Below are 19924 nucleotides of genomic sequence, written 5' to 3'. Positions count from 1 at the left end.
CGGGCGCAACGCGCGTAACGCGCGCCGCGCCCGGTCGACGCGCGTGTCAGCGCTTGAACGTATCGACGGCCGTGCGGCCGACGGCAGGATCGTCGGTGAAGAAACCGTCGATGCCCGCGCGCAGGTACGCCTGGATCTCGCGCACCGAGCCTGCCGTGTTGCGCGTGGCCGGCGTGCCGCCGTCCTTCAGCGACGCGGGCAGGAAGTTGTTCTCCGGGCGGAACGTGTACGGGTGCACGACGAGGCCGGCCTCGTGCGCGTAGCGCACGTACTGCGTCGGCTGCTGCAGCGTGCCGTCCGCGGCGACCGCGATGATCGACGTCTTGTACGGGCCGACGCCGTTCGCATAGGTCGCGACCTCGCGCATGCCGTCGCGCGTCGACAGGTCGCCGTAGGTGCGCTTGTCGTTCGCCTTCACGAAGTCGTACGGGCGCTGGCCGGCTTCGTCCATCAGCTGCACGAGCTTCCAGTTCGGCTGGCTCGACTTGATCCGGTTGCGGATCGCCTTCAGGTTCGCGACCTCGAACGACTGGATGTAGACGGTCGCGGTGCGGGCCGTGTACGAATCCTTCAGCAGCGCATCGACGAGGCGGTCCTCGAGCGGCAGGCCGATCGACTGGAAGTAGGTCGGGTGCTTGGTTTCGGGATACAGGTGGATCGTGCGGCCGGTCTGTGCGGACATCTGCTTCGCGAGCGCGACGATTTCGTCGAACGTCGGAATCTCGAACTGGTCGTTGTACGCGGTGTTCGCGGGGCGGACCTGCGGAATGCGCTCGCGGGCGCGCAGCGTCTTCAGCTCGGCGAGCGTGAAATCCTCGGTGAACCAGCCGGTCAGCTGCGCGCCGTCGATCGTCTTGGTCGCCTTGCGGCTCGCGAACTGCGGCAGCGCGGACACGTTCGTCGTGCCCGAGATCTCGTTCTCGTGCCGCGCGACGAGCACGCCGTCGCGGGTCGACACGAGATCGGGCTCGATCACGTCCGCGCCGTCCTCGATTGCCTTGCGGTACGACGCCAGCGTATGTTCGGGGCGCAGCGCGCTCGCGCCGCGATGGCCGACCACCTGGACCTTCGCGGAAATCGGCTGGGTGGGATCGGACGCGACGTCGTCGTCGCCGCCGCACGCGGCGAGCAGGAACGCGGCGGCACAGGCGAACGGGACGTAGCGCAGGGAGGTCGGGCGCTTGAAGAGCATGTCGGTGAACCTTCGAAACGAGAGTCGGAAAGGGGCGGTCGCTCCGGCGGCGCGGCTGTCGTGCCGTGTCGCACGGAGTCGGATGGGACGCGATCGTCGCACCGAATAATTACATATGTATTACTTCGGCCTTTCTGTTTCCTGTTTTTGGGGCGCGATGTGCGCGGCGGGGCGGTTGATGGCGGCCCGACGGATGACGCATTCCGGCCGTCCCGGGCAGGCCGTGCGCCGGATGCACTAAACTTGCGGGAATTTTGCATCGCTGTGCCGGGCCGGACGCCCGCCTGGCGCGACGATGCGGCGACTCGCGGGCCGGCGCGGGCGCCCGGCGCCCGTGTGCGTCCGGGGCCCGCGCCGGCCGATTTTTCCCGACCCATGACGACTCGAACCGATTCCGCCTACCTGCTCGGCGACCTGCTGAAGAACGTTTCCCGCTCCTTCTACCTGACGCTGCGCGTGCTGCCCGACGGCATGCGCGACCCGGTCGGCCTCGCATACCTGCTTGCGCGCGCGGCCGACACGATCGCCGATACGGCGCTCGTCGCGCCCGATCGCCGGGCGGCCTTGCTGACCGAGCTGCGCGACGAGGTCGAGCAGCTCGGCGACGGCGTCGCGCTGTCGCGTGCGCTCGAGGACGTGACGCGGATGCAGACCGATTCGCACGAGCACGTGCTGCTCGGCTCGATGGAGCCGATGCTCGCGCTGCTGCGCGCGCAGCCGGACGCCGATCGCGCGTCGATCCGCAAGGTCGTCGCAACGCTGACGGCGGGGATGGTATTCGACCTGCGCACGTTCCCCGACGAGCAATCGGGGCGGGTCGCGTCGCTGCGAACGCGCGACGAACTCGACCGCTACACCTATCTCGTCGCCGGCTGCGTGGGCGAGTTCTGGACCGACATGACGGGCATGCACACGCCGGCCGCGCGCGGCTGGAACCTGCCGGACATGGTCGAGAAGGGCATCCGCTTCGGCAAGGCGCTGCAGATGACCAACATCCTGCGCGACTGCGCGAAGGACCTGCGCATCGGCCGCTGCTACCTGCCCGACGATGTGCTGGGCGCACACGGGCTGAGCGTCGCCGACCTGATGTTGCCCGATGCGTCGGCGCGCGCGCGCGGCGTGCTGGTCGACCTGCTGCGCGTGACGCTGGACCAGTATCGCGACGCGTGCCTGTATACCGTTGCGATCCCGCGCCGCTTCGTTCGGCTGCGGCTGGCATGCCTGTGGCCGATCATGATCGGCCTCGAAACGCTCGAGCTGCTGGCCGGCCATGACGCGTGGCTCGATCCGGCGAAGCCGGCCAAGGTGCCGAGAAAGCGCGTCTATCGGATCATGGCGTCGTCGCTCGCGCTGGTCGGCTCGAACACGGCGATTCGCGCGCGCATGACCGCGCTTTCCGATGCCGTGAGCGCGCACCTCGTGCAGCCGGTCACCCGCTGACACCCACCGAACGATGCCGGCGCGACAGGTGCCGGCGCCGCCCCTCGGCCCGCGTTCGCCGGGCCGGTTCTCCCGCATCGTCTAAAAACGTTTTCATTATTTCGTTTCGCGAAACGTGGGTGTCATGAACGTCAGCGATCCTTCGCGGCGGCGTGAATCGTGGCGTCAGTCGCGGTCGCGCATTTGTAAGATGTATTTCGCCGAAGGCATCTGACAACATCCGACGGTCGTGTTGCACCCGTAAAAATGTAAAGCTAGGGTTTTCACCGGGAAATGCCGGAAAGGCCCGCTGCGTAAGCGTTTTCAGGTGTTATGTAACTGCTTGGTGAACCCGTGCGTTGCGTCGATCATACGATGACCGACTGCACATGTTGGGAAATGATTGGTAATCCGTCAGAATCGCGTCGGCATGTACTCGCACATGTGTCAGTCATAAAACCACACCAGAAAAGAAATCATTCTTTGAGGACGGAGAATCAATGAAAAAGCGCGTCGCTTTCGCCATGACGGCAGCGGGCCTTGCAGCCGCTACCGCCGCCCACGCACAGAGCAGCGTGACCCTGTACGGTATCGTCGATAACGGTATCGCATACCAAAACAACTCGTCGGCAGTCGGCGCGACCACGGGTGGTCACTCGAAGGTGCAGATGTCCACCGGCGTGTGGGCAGGCAGCCGCTTCGGCCTGAAGGGCAGCGAAGATCTCGGCGGCGGCACGAAGGCGATTTTCCAGTTGGAAGCCGGCGTCAACACGGCTAACGGTTCGTCGCAATGGACCAACGGCATCTTCACGCGTCAGGCGTGGGTTGGCCTGACCAACAATACGTACGGTACGCTGACGGCCGGCCGCCAGTACACCGCGTACTACACGCTGCTGTCGCCGTACAGCCCGACGACCTGGCTGACCGGTTACTACGGCGCGCACCCGGGCGATATCGATTCGCTGGATACCAGCTACCGCGCGAACAACTCGCTCGTCTACATGTCGCCGAAGTTCTACGGCTTCACGGTCGGCGGTTCGTACTCGTTCGGCGGCGTCGCAGGCGCGACGAACCGCGGCTCGACGTGGAGCGCGGCGATCCAGTACCTGAACGGCCCGGCAGGCATCGCCGTCGGCTACCAGCGAGTCAACAACGCGACGCTCGGCGGCGGCGCGTGGGGCGCGAACTCGACGGTGCAGAACGGCCTGAACGCAGCCGGCACCAACGGTGTCGAGCCGGCAGTTTCGTCGATCAACAATGGCTACCAGTTCGCACAGTCGCAACAGCGCCTGGCCGTCACGGCTGGCTACCAGTTCTCGCCGGCGTGGGACATTTCGGCGTCGTACTCGAACGTTCAATACATTCCGGGCACGGGTTCGGGTTTCAAGAACACGGCGATCTTCAACACGGCTGGCGCCGTGCTGCACTGGAAGCCGGTCGCTCAGTGGGACTTCGCGGCAGGCTACTCGTACACGGCGGCAACGCAGTCGAATGGCATCACGAGCTCGGCCAAGTACCACCAGGTCACGGTGTCGCAGTACTACAGCCTGTCGAAGCGCACGGGCCTGTACGCAGTTGAGGCTTACCAGCACTCCAGCGGTAACACGCTGACCCCGACGGGCGGCATCATCGCCGCAACGACGTCGATCGGCGACGGCGTGGGCGCAGGTTCGAAGCAGAACCAGATCGGCGTCGGCGTCGGCATGATCCACCGCTTCTGATGTCGCGCGGCGCGCAAGCGCTGCTTGCGGCATGCGGTATGAAAACCGGCCTTCGGGCCGGTTTTTTCATGGCTGCGCAATTCGGGCGAATGTCGCGCCGCGATCGCTGCGTCAAACCCTTACCGCGCCATCATTCCGCTTCTATCGCTGCGTCGAGCCTGCATGCGCGATTGCTCTGCTTCGATCGCTGCGTCAAGCCCGCGCACCGCGCGGTCACTGCGCGTCTACCGCTGCGGCGAACCTGCATGCGTGATCGCTCCGTTTCTATCGCTGGGTCAAGCCCGCGTCGCGCGATTGCTCCGTTTCGATCGCCGCATTGAGCCTCCACCGCGCACTCACTCCGCCGCATCATCCATCCAGCTTCCCGCGAGCGCCTGAAACAGCGCCGCCGTATCGGCAAGCCGGTCGGCCTGTGCGCGCGTACGGTCGAGCGCCGTCTGCAGTGCCTGCCGCTGCGCGTCGAGCAGGTCGAACGTGCTGATTCCCCCAGCCGCGTAACGGTTGCCGGCAATCGTATTGCTGGCCGCCGCTTCCTGCGCAGCGGTGTCTCTCGCCCGCAGCTCGGCAGCGTCGTGCTCGACCGCGCGCATCGCGTCGGCCACCTGCTGCAGCGCCTCGAGCACGGTTTCCCGGTAACTCGCGAACGCGGCGTCGTACGCCGCTTCGGCCGCGCGTTTCCTCGCACGCAGTTCACCGCCGTGAAAGAGCGGCTGCGTGAGACCGAGACCGACATTCCATACATTGAGCCCGCTGACGATATCCGCGATACGTGTGCGCTCCGAGCCGATCCCCGCCGAAACCGAAAAGCGCGGATACAGGTTCGCGGTGGCCACGCCGACGTTCGCGCTCGCCTGGTGCAGCACGGCTTCGGCGGCGCGGATATCGGGCCGTTCGCGTGCGAGCGTCGACGGCAGCGCAACGGGCAGCGTGCGAGGCAGCGCGAGCGTATCCAGCGTGAGGTCGGGCAGCATCGCATCGGAGGGCGGCGCGCCGAGCAGGATCGCGAGCCGGTGGCCGGACTGCGCGAGGCGGGCCGCGAGCGGCGGCAGCGACGCCTGCGTCTGCGCGAGCAACGCGCGCTGCGCATGCACATCGGCCTGCGATACGCCACCGGCAGCGAAACGCGCTTCGACGATGCGCAACTGTCGCGTCTGCGCGTCGATCAGCTGCCGCGTGAGCGCGACCTGCTGCGCGAGCGACGCGCGCAGGATCGCGGTGGCGACGACGTTACCCGCGAGCGTCAGGCGCGCGGCGTCGAGCGTATAGGCCTGATAGTCGACCTGCGCGCGCAGCGCCTCGAGCGCGCGCCGGTTGCCGCCGAACACGTCGAGCACGTACGACACGCTCACCGACGCGTCATGAAGCGTGAACGGCCCCGGGCTCGGCACGCTGGCCGGCAGGCCGAACGCGGTCGTGTCGACCTGCTCGCGCGTCGCGGACAGGCTCGCATCGACTTTAGGCAGCATTGTCGCGCCGGCTTCCGCCGCATGGTTCTGGCGCGCTTCGTCGAGCCGCGCGCGGGCTTCGGCAAGCGTCGGGCTGTTGCGCCACGCGGTATCGACGAGCCGGTTCAGCGGTTCGGAGCCGAACTGCGTCCACCAGTGCTGCGGAGTGTGTTCGGCCGATGCGAACGTCTGGCCATCGCCTGCCGGGCCGGCGGCGGCGGCCGTCGTCGCCGGCGGTTCGCCGCGCGTGTAGCGCTGCGTGGCGGGCGCATCCGGCGCGTGGAAATCCGGCCCGACCGCGCATCCGGCGACGAGCAGCACGGCACCGACCAGCGTGCAGCAGCGGGTGGCGTGGAGGGGGCGACGCGAAGCCGGTTTCATCGTGCGGTGCCTAGTCGAGCGTGCGCCGGTAGAAGCGCAACGCGATGCCCATCACGACGACGGTGAACAGCGCGACCGGCCACACGGATGGCCACAGGTCGTTCCAGCCGTTCCCTTTCAGCAGGATGCCGCGCACGAGGCGGTTGAAGTAGGTGAGCGGCAGCAGGTTGCCGATGAACTGCGCCCACTTCGGCATCCCGGCGAACGGGAACATGAAGCCCGACAGCAGGATGTTCGGCAGGAAGTAGAACACCGCGAGCTGCATCGCCTGCAACTGGTTCTGCGCGAGCGACGACAGCGTGATGCCGACGGTCAGGTTCGCGGCGATGAACAGCAGCGCGGACAGGTAGATCGCGAACGCGCCGCCGACGAACGGCACCTCGAACACGAAGCGGGCGGCCGCGAGAATGATCGACACCTGGATCAGCCCGATCAGCACGTACGGGACGATCTTGCCCGTCATCACCTCGAGCGGCCGCACGGGCGTCGCGAGCAGGTTCTCCATCGTGCCGCGCTCGCGTTCGCGCGTGATCGCGAGGCCCGTCATCATCACCATCGTCATCGTCAGGATCACGCCCATCAGGCCCGGCACGACGTTGTACTGCGTGATGCCCTCGGGGTTGTAGAGCCGGTGCAGCACGACGTCGAACGCGGCCGGCCGACCGTTCAGGTGCGCGAGCGGGCCGGTCAGGTCCTTGTCCGCGACCGGCTGCACGAGGCCGGCGAGCGCGCCGATCGCCGAGGCGGTCGCGACGGGATCGGTCGCGTCCGCCTCGACGAGCAGCGACGGACGTTCGCCGCGCAGCAGCCGGCGCGAGAAATCGGCCGGCACGTTCAATACGAACAGCACGTCGCCGCGCGCGAGCGCACGCTGGCCGGCCGCTTCGTCGGGCAGCATCTCGACGATGTCGAAGTACGCGGAGTTGCGCATCGCGGCGACGAAGCTCCGCGCGAACGGGCTCGCGTCGGCGACGATCACCGCGGTCGGCAGGTGCTTCGGATCGGTGTTGATCGCGAAGCCGAACAGCGCGAGCTGGATGATCGGCACGCCGACGATCATCGCGAACGTCACGCGGTCGCGGCGCAACTGCAGGAATTCCTTCAGCACGATGCTCCACCAGCGCGCGACCGAGAACGCGTCGCGCAGGCTCGCCCACGCGTTCATGACGACGCTCCGCCGGGCGGCGCGGATGCGCGGCCCATCATGTAGATGAATACGTCCTCGAGGCCGGTGTCGATCGGCGCGACCTGCAGCGCGGCGGCCCCGCCGGCGTGCGCCGCGACCTGCGCGAGCGTCGCGTCGAGCCGCGCGCGATCGCGGCCGCTCACGTGCAGCGCCGAACCGAACACGACCGTCTGGTCGACGCCCGGCATCGTGCGCAGTCGCGCGGACAGTTCGGCCAGGTGCCCGCCGGTGATCGCGCGGGTCGCGAGCCCCTGCGACGCGACGATCTCCGCCGACGTGCCCTGCGCGAGCAGCTCGCCGTACGCGATGTACGCGAGCTTGTGGCAGCGTTCGGCTTCGTCCATGTAGTGCGTGCTGACGAGCACCGAAATTCCCTGGGCGGCCAGCCGGTGCAGTTCTTCCCAGAAGTCGCGGCGCGCGGCCGGGTCGACGCCGGCCGTGGGCTCGTCGAGCAGCAGCAGGGCCGGCTCGTGCAGCATGCAGGCGGCCAGCGCGAGGCGCTGCTTCCAGCCGCCCGACAGCGCGCCCGTGAGCTGGTCGGCGCGGCTCGCGAGGCCGAGCCCGTCGAGGGCGCGCGCGACGGCCGCCTTGCGGTCGGGCATCCCGTACACGCGCGCGACGAAATCGAGGTTCTCGCGGATCGACAGGTCTTCCCAGTACGAGAAGCGTTGCGTCATGTAGCCGACGCGCCGCTTGATCTGCGCGCTGTCGCGCACGATGTCGTAGCCGAGGCAGGTGCCGCTGCCCGAGTCGGGCGTGAGCAACCCGCACATCATCCGGATCGACGTGGTCTTGCCGCTGCCGTTCGGCCCGAGAAAGCCGAAGATCTCGCCGCGCGCGACGCGCAGCGACACGTCCTTCACGACATGCTTGTCGCCGAAATGCTTGTTCAGGCGATCGACGTCGATCGCGTACGGGGCGGTGGGCGCGTTCACGGCACCCTCACGGCGACGGGCTGGCCCGGATGCAGCTTCGGCGCGTCGGCCACGGCCGGGCGCGCCTCGATCATGAACACGAGCTTGGTCCGGCTCTCGTTGCTGTAGATCACGGGCGGCGTGTATTCGGCCTCGCTCGACACGTAGGTGATGTGCGCGGGCACGTCGGCCGCACAGCCGTCGCAGTGGATCGCGACGGTGCGCCCCGGTGCGAGCGATGCGATGGCGGCCTCGGGTACGAAGAAGCGCACCTTCAGGTTTTGCGGCGGCAGCATCTGCACGACCGGATTGCCTGCCTGCACCCATTCGCCGACACGGTACAGCGTGTCGTACACGCGCCCGGCGGCGGGGGCGGCGACGCGCTTCTGGTCGAGCTTCCACTGCGCTTCGGCCACGGCCGCCTGCGCGGCGTCGACCTGCGCGGCCTGCGCGGCGACCTGCTGCGCGCGGCCCGGCAGGCGCGCGACGTCGACCTGTTTCTGCAGTTCGCGCATCTGCGCGGCGGTGGTTTGCGCGGACGTGCGCGAATCGTCGAGCTGCTGCTTCGACAGGCCGCCGGCCGCGTACTGGCGTTCGTCGCGCGCCAGTTGCGCGGCGGCTCGCGCGGCCTGCGCGGTGGCCTGGGCGAGCTGCGCCTGCGTGACCGCGATTTCCGGCGGGCGCTTGCCCGTCTGCAGGTCGGCAAGCTGCGCGCGGGCGGCTGTGAGCTGGTGCTGCGCTTGCGACAGCGCGGCGGTTTCGCTGACGGCCTCGAGCGAGAAGGCCGGCGCGCCGGCGGCGAGGGTCTGGCCGCGCGCGACCGCCAACTGCGTCAGCGTGCCCGATTGCGACGACGACAGGTACACGAATTCGCCTTCGACGTAGCCCTGGTAAGTCGTGCCGTTGTCGGCCGGGCGCCCGCAGCCGGCGAGCACGGCGACTGCGGCAACCGTGGCAACCGTCGCCAGCGGCCGTGCGCGGAGCGGGTTCATGACGGCCTCCGTGGCGAGCGGGCCCGAGCGCGACGCGCGGGGGCCGGCGGCTGCATTCCCGAACCGAGCAGCGCGCGGACGTGCCGGTGCAGCACGTCGCGATCGATTGGCGGCATGCCGCGCGCGCTTTGCCACAGTTTCGCGGTCGCGAGCGGCAGCATCACCAGCGCGACGATCGAATGGAACAGGAACGCGGGTTCGAGCGCGGGGTTCAGCGTGCCGGCCTGCTGCGCGCCGCGGATGCGTTCGGCGAAGCGCCCGACATGATCGAGCGGAATGCGCCGGACCATCCGTTCGCGCAGCAGCCCGCCTTCGTGGACGATCTCGCGCAGCCAGATCGACGGCAGCCACGGCATGCGGTGCGTGACGTCGAAGAAGCGGTCGACGAGTTCGCCGACAAGTGCGAACGGATCGTCGTCGATCCGCGGCTCGGTCGGTCGCCACACGAACGCGATCGCCTGTGCGAGCCGTTCCTCGACGATCGCGTCGAGCAACCGCTCGCGATTCGTGAAGTAGTAGTGGACCATCGCCGACGTGACGCCTGCTGCGGCGGCGATCTGCGCGACGGTCGTCGCGGCGATGCCGCGCTCGGCGAACAACTGCATCGCGACGTCGAGCATGTGGTCGCGCAGGTCGAAATCGTCGACCGACGGGCGGCGCCCGCGCGGCCTGGCGACGGCGGATTTCTCGTTCATGAAATCGACGCTAATTGATGAGTTAGTTAATTTCAAGGAAGGGTTTGCGACCGGGTTGATCGAGATCAGGCGAGCGTCGAACGGGGGCGCGGGCGGGCAGGGATGTGGCGCGGCGCGGTGCGGCAAGCCGGTAGCGGAGTGTAGGGAGCGGCTAATGCGGAAACGGCGGGGAGCGGCGGAGAAGCGGCAGAGAAACGGCAGAGAAACGGCAGAGAAACGGCAGAGAAACGGCAGAGAAACGGCGGAGAAACGGCGGAGAAGCGCCGAGGGAAAACCGGCGGGGAGCGGCGGGGCTCAGTAAGCGAAACGGTGGCGAACCCGGTCGCGCAGCCGGGGCACGTGCCTCGACAACGGCACGCGCCCCCGCAAGCGCTTACTGATCGATCGGCGACGTCAGCGGCACGTGTTCGCCGGTCAGCCCGAACACGACGAGCTGCGCGGGTTCGGTCGCGCTCGCGTTGCGCGACACCTGGTGGCGCGAACCGGGCGCCTCGTACCAGCCTTCGCCGGCGCGGTAGCGGTGCAGCGGGCCGCCGTTCACCTGCGACAGCACTTCGCCTTTCGACACGACCGCGAACACCGAGCCGAGGTGCCGGTGGGCTTCCGAAGCCTGGCCGGGCGCGTAGTCGACGGTCGCGACGACCGCGAGCTTGCCGGGCGCTTCGGGCACGGCCTGCTGCATGATCGTGTGCACGGTGTCGCCGGTGTCGTGTGCATGGGCGGCGGCCGGCGGCAGCGCGGCCGCGGCCGCGAGCCATGCGCCGAGGGCGGCGCGACGGAGCGTGGCGTACGTCATCGTCGTCTCCTTACTCGGGCATCTTGCGGAACGCGATCGCGAAGCGGTTCCACGTGTTGATCGTCGCGATCAGCATCGACAGGTCGAACAGTTCCTCGTCGGTGAAATGCGGCTTCACGGCCTCCCAGACGGCGTCGGGCACGTGGTTGTCGGCCACCAGCGTCAGCGCCTCGGTCCATTCCAGCGCCGCGCGTTCGCGCTCGGTGAAGAACGGCGTCTCGCGCCACACGACGACGGTCGCGAGACGGCGGTCGGTTTCGCCGTCCTTGCGTGCGTCGGTCGTGTGCATGTCGACGCAGAACGCGCAGCCGTTGATCTGCGACGCGCGCAGGCGGACGAGTTCGGCGAGCGGCTTCTCGATCGAGCTTTTCGCGATGAAGTCCTCGGCGTTGCGCATCACCTTGATGGCGTTCGGGCTGGCGGTATAGAAGTTCAGGCGCGGTTGCATGGCAGGTCCTTTTTCGGTTGGAGCGCACGGTGGCGCGACAGGACCCACTTTAGGACGCAAGCTGGCCTGCTTGAATGGCCAATTTCTGGAAAATTCAGGTAACCAGTGCCGGGCCGCCGATGCCGCCCGAACCCAGCAGGCCGGCGAGCTTCGCAAGCGCCGTGTCGATGCGCAGCGCGTCGATCCCGCCATAGCCGAACAGCAGCCCCGCACTGACCGGCACGGCGACGTGGAATGCCGAGATACCGTACAGGCCGATGCCCAGCTCGCGGGCGGCGCGGACGAGTGCCGCCTCGTCGAGCCCCGGCTTCAGGCGGGCGGCGAGGTGGATGCCGGCGGTCGGCACGATCGCGTCGAACCACGGCGCGAGTTCGCCGCGCAGATGCGCGATCAACATCTTGCGACGCGCGTCGTAGTGCTTCTGCACGCGCTTCAGGTGCCGCGCGAAGTCGCCTTCGAGCATGAAGCGGGCGAGCGCCGCCTGCGTCAGCGTGCAGGTGTGCCAGTCGACGATCTGCTTCGCCTTGGCCAGCGCGCCGCGCAGCGCGCGCGGCGGAATCGCGTAGCCGATCCGCAGCTCCGGAAAGATCGTCTTCGAGAAGGTGCCGACATACGCGACGAGGCCCGTGCGGTCGAGGCTCTTCAGCGACTCCACCGGCCGGCCCTCGAAGCGGAACTCGCCGTCGTAATCGTCCTCGATGATCACGGCGCGGCGGCGCTGCGCCCATTCGAGCAGCGCGACGCGCCGGTCCAGCGTCATCGGCATCCCGAGCGGGAACTGATGCGACGGCGTCACGTAGACGAGGCGCGCGTCGTCGGGCAACCGTTCCGTCACCAGGCCGTGCGCGTCGACCGGCACGCCGATCACCGTCGCACCGAGCGACGAGAACGCGGCACGCGCGGGCGGATAGCCGGGATCCTCGACCGCGACCACATCGCCGGGCCGCACGACGACGCGGGCGATCAGGTCAAGCGCCTGTTGCGCGCCTTGCGTGACGAGCACGTCGTCCCAGCTGCATGCGACCGCACGGCTGAATCCGACGTAGCGCGCGATTGCCCCGCGCAACTGCGGATCGCCGGCCGGGTCGTGATACTGGGCGGGGCCGCGCATCTGCTGGCGCAGCGCGTGATGCAGGCAGCGCCGCCACGCGTCGAACGGGAACAGCGTCTTGTCGGTCACGCCGCCGCGGAAGTCGAAGGCGGGCGCATCCTGCGGGGCGGGCATCGCGAGCGCGTCGGGCAGGTCGTTCCACAGCGCGCGCGCATCGACCGCGTCGATCCGCGGCGTGCCGTCGACGAGCGACGGCGCCGACAGGGACGCGGCGTGCGGCACGCGCGCGAGGCCGTCGGCGACGAACGTGCCGTCGCCCGCGCGGGTATTCAGGTAGCCCTCGGCCACCAGGCGCTCGAACGCGTCGAGCGTCGTCTTGCGCGAGACGCCGAGCTGTTTCGCGAGGTCGCGCGTCGACGGCAGCCGCGCGCCGCCGGCGAGGCGCCCGTCGACGATCGCGGTGCGCAGTTGCCGGAAGATCTGCCCCGTCAGGTCGTGACGGCCTTCGATGCGGATCGCGATGTCCATCGCAGTGGTTACCTCGATTGCCGTGATTTCGAGTCAATCAGCATACCGGAAGGCGGCGTGGTGCGGGCTCCGTGGCGGCGTGACGCGATGCCTGTACCGGCCGCCGGAGCGCAAGGAATCGTGCGGAGGCCGGCCGAACCGACCGGGCGGGACACGCGCGTGACCGGCACGACCGGCCCGCATCGCCCGATTGGACCTTGGCCCGCCGCTGCCTTACGATCCACGACAACCCCACACCGGAGCGATCCCATGCTGTCCGAAGACGAACTTGCGCTGCTCGACGCGATCCGCGCCACCGGCAGCCTGTCGCGGGCGGCCGCGCGGCTCGGCAAGGCGCCGTCGACGGTGTCGCACGCGGCGCGCCAGCTCGAAACGCGTTTCGACGCGCTGCTGTTCGACCGGCGCGGCTACCGGCTGCAGCTCACGCCGGCCGGACAGCTGCTGACCGACGAGGCGGCGCGGCTGGCGCTGGACGTCGCGCGACTGACGCAGCGTGTGCGGCAGGTCGCGAGCGGCTGGGAAGACCGGCTGTGGATCGTCAGCGACGAGGTGCTGGAGTTCGACACGCTGTTGCCCGTCGTCCACGCGTTCGATGCGCTCGATTCGGGCGTATCGTTGCGTTTCACGCACGAAGTGCTCGGCGGTACCTGGGAAGCGCTGCGCGACGGCCGTGCGGACCTGGTGGTCGGCGCGACCAACGAGCCGCCGGCGATTCCCGGCTTCAAGTGGTTCGAGCTGGGGGCGATGGAGTGGGTGTTCGCGGTATCGCCGCGCCATCCGCTGGCCGCCGTGAGCGGCGCGTTGACGCGAGATGCGATCGGCGCGCACCGGGCGGTCGTCGTCGCCGATTCGTCGCGGCGCGCGGCCGGCCGTACGTATGGCCTGCTCGGCGGGCAGGCCGTGCTGGCGGTGCCGTCGATGCGTGCGAAGATCCTCGCGCAGCGCGACGGGCTGGGCGTCGGCTGGGTGCCGCGCCGGCGCGTGGCGTCGCTGCTCGCGCGCGGCGAACTCGTGGAAAGACAGACGGCCGATCCGCGCGAGCCGAACCGGCTGTATGTCGCATGGCACGGCGACCGGGACGGCCGGGCGCTGCAATGGTGGCTCGAGCAATTGCGCGAACCGAGGCTCGCGCAACGGTTGCTCGACGGGATCGACGTGGCCGGCTGACGCGGCGCGGAACAGCGCGACCGATCCCGCCCGCGCAAACACGTTCGACGATTTCGAACGTGTTCGTCGCGCCCGTCGCACGGCAAGGCCGGGCGCGGCGCGCATCCTGTGTCCACGGTCAACTCACCGGTTCACAGGAGAACATCATGCAACGCTTCGAAGGAAAGACGGTCCTCGTCACGGGCGGCAACAGCGGCATCGGCCTGGCGGCCGCGAGGGCATTCGCGGCCGAAGGCGCGCGGGTCATCATCACCGGGCGCGATGCGCAGACGCTCGAGGCCGCGCGGCAAACGCTCGGCGCGGATGCGCTCGCGATCCGCAACGAGGCCGGCAGCGTCGCGTCGGCCCGCGCGCTGGCCGATGCGATCGCGTCGGCGGGAGCGCGGCTCGACGCCGTGTTCATCAACGCGGGCGTCGCGAAACTCGCGCCGTTCGCCGACAGCGACGAGGCCATGTGGGATCTCGTGTTCAACACCAACGTGAAGGGCGCGTATTTCCAGATCCAGTCGCTGGTGCCGCTGCTGAACCGTGGCGCTTCGATCGTGATCAACGGCTCGATCAACGCGCACATCGGGATGCCCGGCTCGTCGGTGTATGCGGCGAGCAAGGCGGCCGTCAATTCGTTCGCGAAGACACTGTCGACGGAACTGCTGCCGCACGGCGTGCGCGTGAACGTCGTGAGCCCGGGGCCCGTGCAGACGCCGCTCTACGGCAAGCTCGGGCTCGACGCGGCCACGCTCGACGAGACGGCCGACAAGATCAAGGGCCTCGTGCCGGTCGGCCGGTTCGGCACGCCGGACGAGATCGCGTCGACGGTGCTGCACCTCAGCGCGCCGGAATCCGCGTTCATCGTCGGCGCGGAGATCATCGCGTCGGGTGGGATGGGCTTGCTCTGATCGGCGAGCCCCCGGCGGGGGCTGCAACCGCCCGGCGTTGCGCCGGGCGGACAGCCTTCGTCACCGGCGGACGGAGCGCGTCCGCGTGCTGCTTCTATCGTGCCGCACAGGCGTCATGCCTGTCGCCACCGGCTTCGAGCTGCGTCACCGTGAGCCCGGAGAACGTCGCGCGGCCGTGCTCGGCGAACACGGCGACGCGGTCCGCGTCGGGCGGCGGGAAGATCAGGTCGGTGAGCGCCACTCGGCCGCCGTTCGCGAACACTTCGACCGAGCCGCGATCGACGACGATCTCGAGCCGCAACCGCCCGTGCTCGAGCGGCAGGTCCACGATGTGTTCGCGGCTGAACGTGCCGGCGAAATTCGCTTCGCCGGAGCGGGAGCGGTCGAGCGTCAGCGTGCGCTTCACGGTGTCGTACACGATCCGGGTGCCGACCGAGCCGTCAGCCGAGCGGCGGACGATCAGGCCGGCACGCGCCGCGTGCCGCGGCTCGATCGTGACCGTGATGCGCTGGACGGTACCGCGCGTCGCGGGCGACAGCGCGCGTGTCGCGGAATCGACCGCGAGGTCGCCTTCGTGCACGGCGGGCCGTCCGTCCGCCCATGCGTCGAACGCGGCGGCCGGCGCGACGACGAGCGTCGGTTCGCCGTCGATCGTTTTCAGCGAGAGTTCACGCGGCAGGGTCGTCGCGCCGCGCCACGGCGCGGTCGGCACTTTCGCCGCGTAATCCCAGTTGCTCATCCACGCGATCGCGACCGGTCGTGAGCCGGGCGCGCCCGAGAAGGTGCCGGCTGCGTAGAAATCCGCGCCATGGTCGACCCAGTGGAATTGCGCGGGATCGGAACCGGCGGGGGCGACGCGATCCGGCGTAAACGTGCGGCCGTCGAAGTGGCCGACGAAATACATCGCGCCCGAGCCGCCGGCGATCGACCACGGGTTGACGTTGACGATCATGACCCACCGTGTTTGTGCGGGGTCGCCGTCGAGCGGCAGCGGCACGAGGTCGGGCATTTCCCACAGCGCGCCGTCGTGCGGCACGCCCGGCCGCGTGAAGTCGCTCAGGAAATTCCAGTGGATCAGGTCGTCCGAGCGATAGAGCTTCACGACGTGCGCATCGGCGACGACCGTCGTCATCAGCCAGTAGCCGCCCGGCGCATACCACGACACTTTCGGATCGCGAAATTGCTTCGATTCCGGGTCGAGCGTCAGCACCGGGTTGTGCGCATACGGCTGCCAGGTCGTGCCCTGATCGAGGCTGTACGCGAGCGACTGCGCCTGTATGCCGGGTGCGTGACCCGAGCCGGGTTTGTAGACACTCGTATAAAGCGCGACGAGCGGCGTGTGGCCCGGTGTGCCGAGACCGGACGTGTTCAGCGTATCGGCGACGATCGAGCCGGAGAAGATTTCCTCCGTCGCGTTCGCGTGCATCGCGACCGGCTGCTCGCGCCAGTGAACGAGATCGGTGCTCGTCGCGTGGCCCCACGACATGTTGCCCCAGTCGTTGCCGAGCGGATTGTATTGGTAGAACAGGTGATAGCGGCCGTTGTCGTAGACGAGCCCGTTCGGGTCGTTCATCCAGTTGCGCTGCGGCGTGTAATGGAGCGCGGGTCGCCATTGCGGGGTGCCGTCGTCAGCCGGCGCGTGGCAAGGCGCGGCAGCGGCCTGGGTGGCCACGCAGGCGAGCAGCAACCGGGCGATCAGGGCGGAAAAGCGAAAAGACGTCGATATCATGCGGGGTGTCGTGCTTCGCCGTGCAAGGCGGGAAAGAAGGGCGCCTGCCGCTTTCGACGGCGGTGCGCGCAATGGATGGAAGGAAAAAAGAGGAGGCGCGCACGCGACACGCGCGATATGCGCCTCCCTAACCCCGTGCCTTTATCGATGATTGTTATGGTTGGTTATCCCGACTTCACTGGCTGCTGCCGTCGTTGTGTCCGGCGCCCGTCGCGGGCAGGTTCGCCGGAATGTCGCCGTAGCCGCCGAGGCCGCCGCGTCCATACGTGCGGTCGACCGCCGTCGACGTGCCGTTGATGTTCACCTTCACCGTCGGCGCGAGCGTGCCGCCGCGACGCGGGCCGATCGCATCGATGAACGACTCGACGAGCCCGCCCGGCATCACGTAGTGCGAATACGACTGGAATTCGCGCGGGTTCTGGTTCGGATCCTGCGAATACGGTGCGCCGGCCGGTGCGGAGAAGTCGGTCGGGTTGCCGAGCACGAGGCCGCTGCCGCCGTTCAGCGGCTGGAAGTCGCTGCGGATGCCGTTGCCGACGAAGCCGTACACGCCGTCCGGGCCGTCGACGCCGGCCGCCATCGTCGTGCGGTGGCTGATCGTGAACAGGTAGTACTTGCCGTCCTTCAGGTAGATCTGCGGGCGCTCGGTCTGGTCGTCGACGCAGTTCGCCGACAGGATCGGCGGCAGGAACTTCCATTCGGTCAATTGCGGGTTCGTCGCGACCGCGAGGCCGACATTGGCCTTTTGATACACTGCGCCCGAATTCATCACCGCGTTGAGATCTTCCTTGTAGGGATCGTTCGGAGCGTAGCCGAGATCGGCCTCGGTGCAGGTGCGTGCGCCGCGCTGGCCGCCCGTATTGCCTTCGAACACCATGTAGGTCTTGCCCGGGTGCGCGGGATCGGTGAACACGAACGGATCGCGGAACGAGAAGTAGGTGTTCTGCTGGCCGGTCTGGTAGTAGTTGCCGTCCGGTTGCAGCAGCGCCTTGTGGTCGTCGAAGCCGGAGAACCACACATGCTTGTCGTCGGCGTGGATGTGGCCGTCGGCGCGCGTGATGATCGCCTGCGGCGGCGTGATGTCCGCGCCCCCGGGCGCCGAGCGGTTGAACGACGTCGCGGTGTAGTACAGGCTGACGTTGCTGCCGTTCGTGAGGCGCGCGGAGCCCGACCATTCGGCGTTGTTGGTCATCGGTGCGGTGCCGAAAACCTTGGCGCTCGCGCCGTCGGGGAACAGGTGGCCGCCCCAGGTCCAGCCGCCGTTCGCGGGGCGCTGCGACGCGGGGATGCCGGCGCGGCGATAGAAGAAGCCGATGCGGGCGTGGACGTGACGGTCGTCGAACGTGTAGCCCGCGTGCGGATCGGCGGTGAGCGAGAAGATCACCTCCCAGCCCTTGTAGCTGAGCTGGTTCGCGCGCAGGTCGGCCAGCGGCCACGTGTCCCACACCCATACGTTCGAGTTGATCAGCGGGAAATCCTGCGGGATGTCCGGCATCGTCAGCGCTTGCGGCAGCGAGTTCTTGTCGGCGCCGGCGGTGTGCGACTGCGCGACGATCTGGCGGATGTCCGCACGCGTCCAGCGCATCGTGAAGTTGCCTTCGGGATCGTAGGCCTGCTGCGTATGGGGTGTGGGCATGGGCGCGCCCGTGCCGCCGGACTGCGCGTGCGCGACGGACGCGAAGGCGGCAAGTGCGCCGCCAGCGAGGAGCAAACGTTTGGTCGTCGTCGGGCGGAAAAGGGGAAAGTATGTCATCTCGTCGTCGTTTCCTGGGAAGGTGAAAGTGAACGGCTGAGTGGGCATCGATGTCCAAACCGGTTTGGATGCTATTTCAAACCGGTTTGGAACGCAAAAGATATTTATTTGACGGTAATCGTTACCAATTGGAAATAATTACCCGGCCGGTGCATCCCGATGTTCGGGCGGCCGGGCGGCCGGGCGGATCGGCGAATGCGAGGAGTGACGGTGAAGGTGAATCTGAAGGCGCTGTCGGACGCGCTCGGGCTGTCGCGGACGACGGTCAGCCGCGCGCTGAACGGTTACGACGACGTCAGCGAGGCGACGCGCGAGCGCGTGGCGCGGGCGGCACGGGAAATGGGCTATGTGGCGGACCCGACCGCGCGCCGGCTGGCGACCGGTCGGGCCGACATGATCGGGATCGTTTATCCGTTCGGCGCGGGCGACCTCGGCGATCCGCGTTTCGGCGAGGTCGTCGCGGGCATCACCGAGCGGCTCGCGGAACGCAATCTCGATTTCATCATCGCGTCGGCGCGGCCGAACGCGGAACTGGACACCTATCGGCGCATCGTCGAAGGCAAACTCGTCGACGGCCTGATCGTCGCGCGCACGCTGGTCGACGATCCGCGCATCGCGTACCTGCAGGCGAGCGCGTTTCCGTACGTGGCCTACGGCCGGACCCGGATGGCCGAGCCGTACGCGTGGTTCGACTTCGACAACGAAGCGGGCGCGCGGGACGCGGTGCGCCGGCTGACGGGTTTCGGGCACCGGCGCATTGCGATGATCAGCGCGCCGCTTGCGCTGAATTTCGCCGCGCAGCGCCGTGCAGGCTATCTGTCGGCCCTGCGCGAAGCCGGCATCGAGCCGGATCCGGCGCTGCTCGTCGAGTGCCCGTTCACGCACGACGGCGGGTTGCAGGCGGTGCGGGCGCTGCTCGCGCGCGCCGAGCGGCCGACGGCGCTGCTGGTCGACAACAATATCGCGGGCGGCGGCGCGTTTCGGGCGCTCGTGGACAGCGGGCTGCGCCTGGGCGAGGACATGTCGCTGATCGTCTACGACGGCGTGCCGCCGGGCCTCGCGCACCCGCATCGCGTGACGGCGGTCGTGCAGCCGACCGGCCACGCGTCGGGGCGCTCGCTCGCGGAACTGATGCTGCGTTTGCTGGGCGACGGCGTGCGCGAGCACCGGCTCGAGGCGCCGGCAATCGAGGCGGGCGACACCGACGGTCCGTTGCGCGACCGGCCGGCGCGATGAAGGCGAGGGGCGCGAGCACCTGCGGACACCGACGGATCGCGCCCCTCGAGAAAGCCCATGACGGCGGCAGGGATGATTACCCAGTTACTAGACGACCGGTCTAATCCGCGACTATCATCCGTCCTTGTGAATGCGGCGACGTCCGTGGCGCATGCAAGCAAGGCGCGAAAATGCCATCTCGCGCTGTGGTGCTGGTAGCGCGGCGAGACGCCGTCGTTTTATTTTCGAATGTTCTAGACGACTGGTCTAATAGGCGCGTGCTGCATTCGGATACGCGGGTCGCACGATGATGCGTCACAACTGACTAACGGACAGGCGCGCCGCGCCGGCCGGTTTTTTGGGTCATTCGGCCCCGTTCCCATCAACTTTTCGAAG

The 19924-nt window shown here is 68.5% G+C and carries 16 protein-coding genes; 5 read left to right on the top strand and 11 right to left on the bottom strand.

From position 1 onward, the window contains the following. Window positions 1–46: 46 nt before the first annotated feature. On the bottom strand, window positions 47–1192 hold the full coding sequence (locus DPV79_RS08600; RefSeq protein ID WP_048021929.1) for a glycerophosphodiester phosphodiesterase: 1146 nt from the start codon (window positions 1190–1192) through the stop codon (window positions 47–49). Window positions 1193–1567: 375 nt separating this feature from the next. Here DPV79_RS08600 and DPV79_RS08595 point away from each other — a divergent pair, with 375 nt between their 5' ends. Beyond that, entirely contained in the window at window positions 1568–2632 is a 1065-nt protein-coding gene (locus DPV79_RS08595) for a phytoene/squalene synthase family protein (protein WP_021159263.1), read from the top strand. 479 nt (window positions 2633–3111) lie between these two features. After that, window positions 3112–4332 (top strand): porin, encoded by a 1221-nt coding sequence (locus DPV79_RS08590; RefSeq protein ID WP_021159262.1) that lies wholly within the window; start codon window positions 3112–3114, stop codon window positions 4330–4332. A 335-nt stretch (window positions 4333–4667) separates the two neighbouring features. Here the strand turns inward: DPV79_RS08590 and DPV79_RS08585 are convergent, their stop codons facing one another. The 8 genes from DPV79_RS08585 to pdxR form a co-directional block, all read right to left on the bottom strand. Next, window positions 4668–6158, bottom strand: coding sequence for an efflux transporter outer membrane subunit (locus DPV79_RS08585; protein WP_113045187.1), 1491 nt, complete (start codon window positions 6156–6158; stop codon window positions 4668–4670). Between the two features lie 10 nt (window positions 6159–6168). Continuing rightward, window positions 6169–7323, bottom strand: coding sequence for an ABC transporter permease (locus DPV79_RS08580; protein ID WP_113045186.1), 1155 nt, complete (start codon window positions 7321–7323; stop codon window positions 6169–6171). After that, window positions 7320–8279: an ABC transporter ATP-binding protein gene (locus DPV79_RS08575; protein ID WP_113045185.1), complete on the bottom strand. Its 960-nt coding sequence runs from the start codon at window positions 8277–8279 to the stop codon at window positions 7320–7322. The genes DPV79_RS08580 and DPV79_RS08575 overlap by 4 nt, the downstream gene beginning before the upstream one ends. Next, a complete protein-coding gene (locus tag DPV79_RS08570) occupies window positions 8276–9250 on the bottom strand; it encodes an HlyD family secretion protein (protein WP_113045184.1) in 975 nt (324 codons plus the stop codon). The genes DPV79_RS08575 and DPV79_RS08570 overlap by 4 nt, the downstream gene beginning before the upstream one ends. Next, complete coding sequence (locus DPV79_RS08565) at window positions 9247–9945, bottom strand: TetR/AcrR family transcriptional regulator (RefSeq protein ID WP_060324870.1); 699 nt, start codon at window positions 9943–9945, stop codon at window positions 9247–9249. Before DPV79_RS08565 ends, DPV79_RS08570 begins: the two co-directional genes overlap by 4 nt. 373 nt (window positions 9946–10318) lie before the next feature. After that, window positions 10319–10741 carry a cupin domain-containing protein gene (locus DPV79_RS08560; protein ID WP_113045183.1) on the bottom strand — a complete coding sequence of 141 codons (423 nt, stop codon included), beginning with the start codon at window positions 10739–10741 and terminating at the stop codon, window positions 10319–10321. 10 nt (window positions 10742–10751) lie between these two features. Beyond that, window positions 10752–11189, bottom strand: a complete 438-nt coding sequence (locus tag DPV79_RS08555; protein WP_021159255.1) for a carboxymuconolactone decarboxylase family protein — start codon at window positions 11187–11189, stop codon at window positions 10752–10754. 94 nt (window positions 11190–11283) lie between these two features. Continuing rightward, the gene (pdxR, locus tag DPV79_RS08550) at window positions 11284–12768 is read right to left on the bottom strand and encodes a MocR-like pyridoxine biosynthesis transcription factor PdxR (protein ID WP_113045182.1); all 1485 of its coding nucleotides are present in this window, start codon (window positions 12766–12768) and stop codon (window positions 11284–11286) included. 249 nt (window positions 12769–13017) lie between these two features. Here pdxR and DPV79_RS08545 point away from each other — a divergent pair, with 249 nt between their 5' ends. Together DPV79_RS08545 and DPV79_RS08540 are read left to right on the top strand one after the other, a co-directional pair. Continuing rightward, the gene (locus DPV79_RS08545) at window positions 13018–13935 is read left to right on the top strand and encodes a LysR family transcriptional regulator (protein ID WP_113045181.1); all 918 of its coding nucleotides are present in this window, start codon (window positions 13018–13020) and stop codon (window positions 13933–13935) included. Window positions 13936–14081: 146 nt separating this feature from the next. Beyond that, a complete protein-coding gene (locus tag DPV79_RS08540) occupies window positions 14082–14831 on the top strand; it encodes an SDR family oxidoreductase (protein WP_021159252.1) in 750 nt (249 codons plus the stop codon). 94 nt (window positions 14832–14925) lie between these two features. On the opposite strand, the gene DPV79_RS08535 is transcribed toward DPV79_RS08540, so the two are convergent. Both DPV79_RS08535 and DPV79_RS08530 read right to left on the bottom strand, forming a co-directional pair. Then, window positions 14926–16560: a glycoside hydrolase family 32 protein gene (locus tag DPV79_RS08535; protein ID WP_113045180.1), complete on the bottom strand. Its 1635-nt coding sequence runs from the start codon at window positions 16558–16560 to the stop codon at window positions 14926–14928. Between the two features lie 175 nt (window positions 16561–16735). Next, window positions 16736–18313 carry a glycoside hydrolase family 68 protein gene (locus DPV79_RS08530; RefSeq protein ID WP_113045179.1) on the bottom strand — a complete coding sequence of 526 codons (1578 nt, stop codon included), beginning with the start codon at window positions 18311–18313 and terminating at the stop codon, window positions 16736–16738. 195 nt (window positions 18314–18508) lie between these two features. Here DPV79_RS08530 and DPV79_RS08525 point away from each other — a divergent pair, with 195 nt between their 5' ends. Further along, window positions 18509–19549 carry a substrate-binding domain-containing protein gene (locus DPV79_RS08525; RefSeq protein ID WP_060376128.1) on the top strand — a complete coding sequence of 347 codons (1041 nt, stop codon included), beginning with the start codon at window positions 18509–18511 and terminating at the stop codon, window positions 19547–19549. The last annotated feature ends 375 nt before the right edge of the window (window positions 19550–19924 follow it).

The sequence above is a fragment of the Burkholderia reimsis genome (genome assembly GCF_003294055.1).
GTDB lineage: Bacteria > Pseudomonadota > Gammaproteobacteria > Burkholderiales > Burkholderiaceae > Burkholderia > Burkholderia cepacia.
Note: the sequence above shows the minus strand (reverse complement) of the source record. Positions and strands in the feature narration are given on the sequence as shown.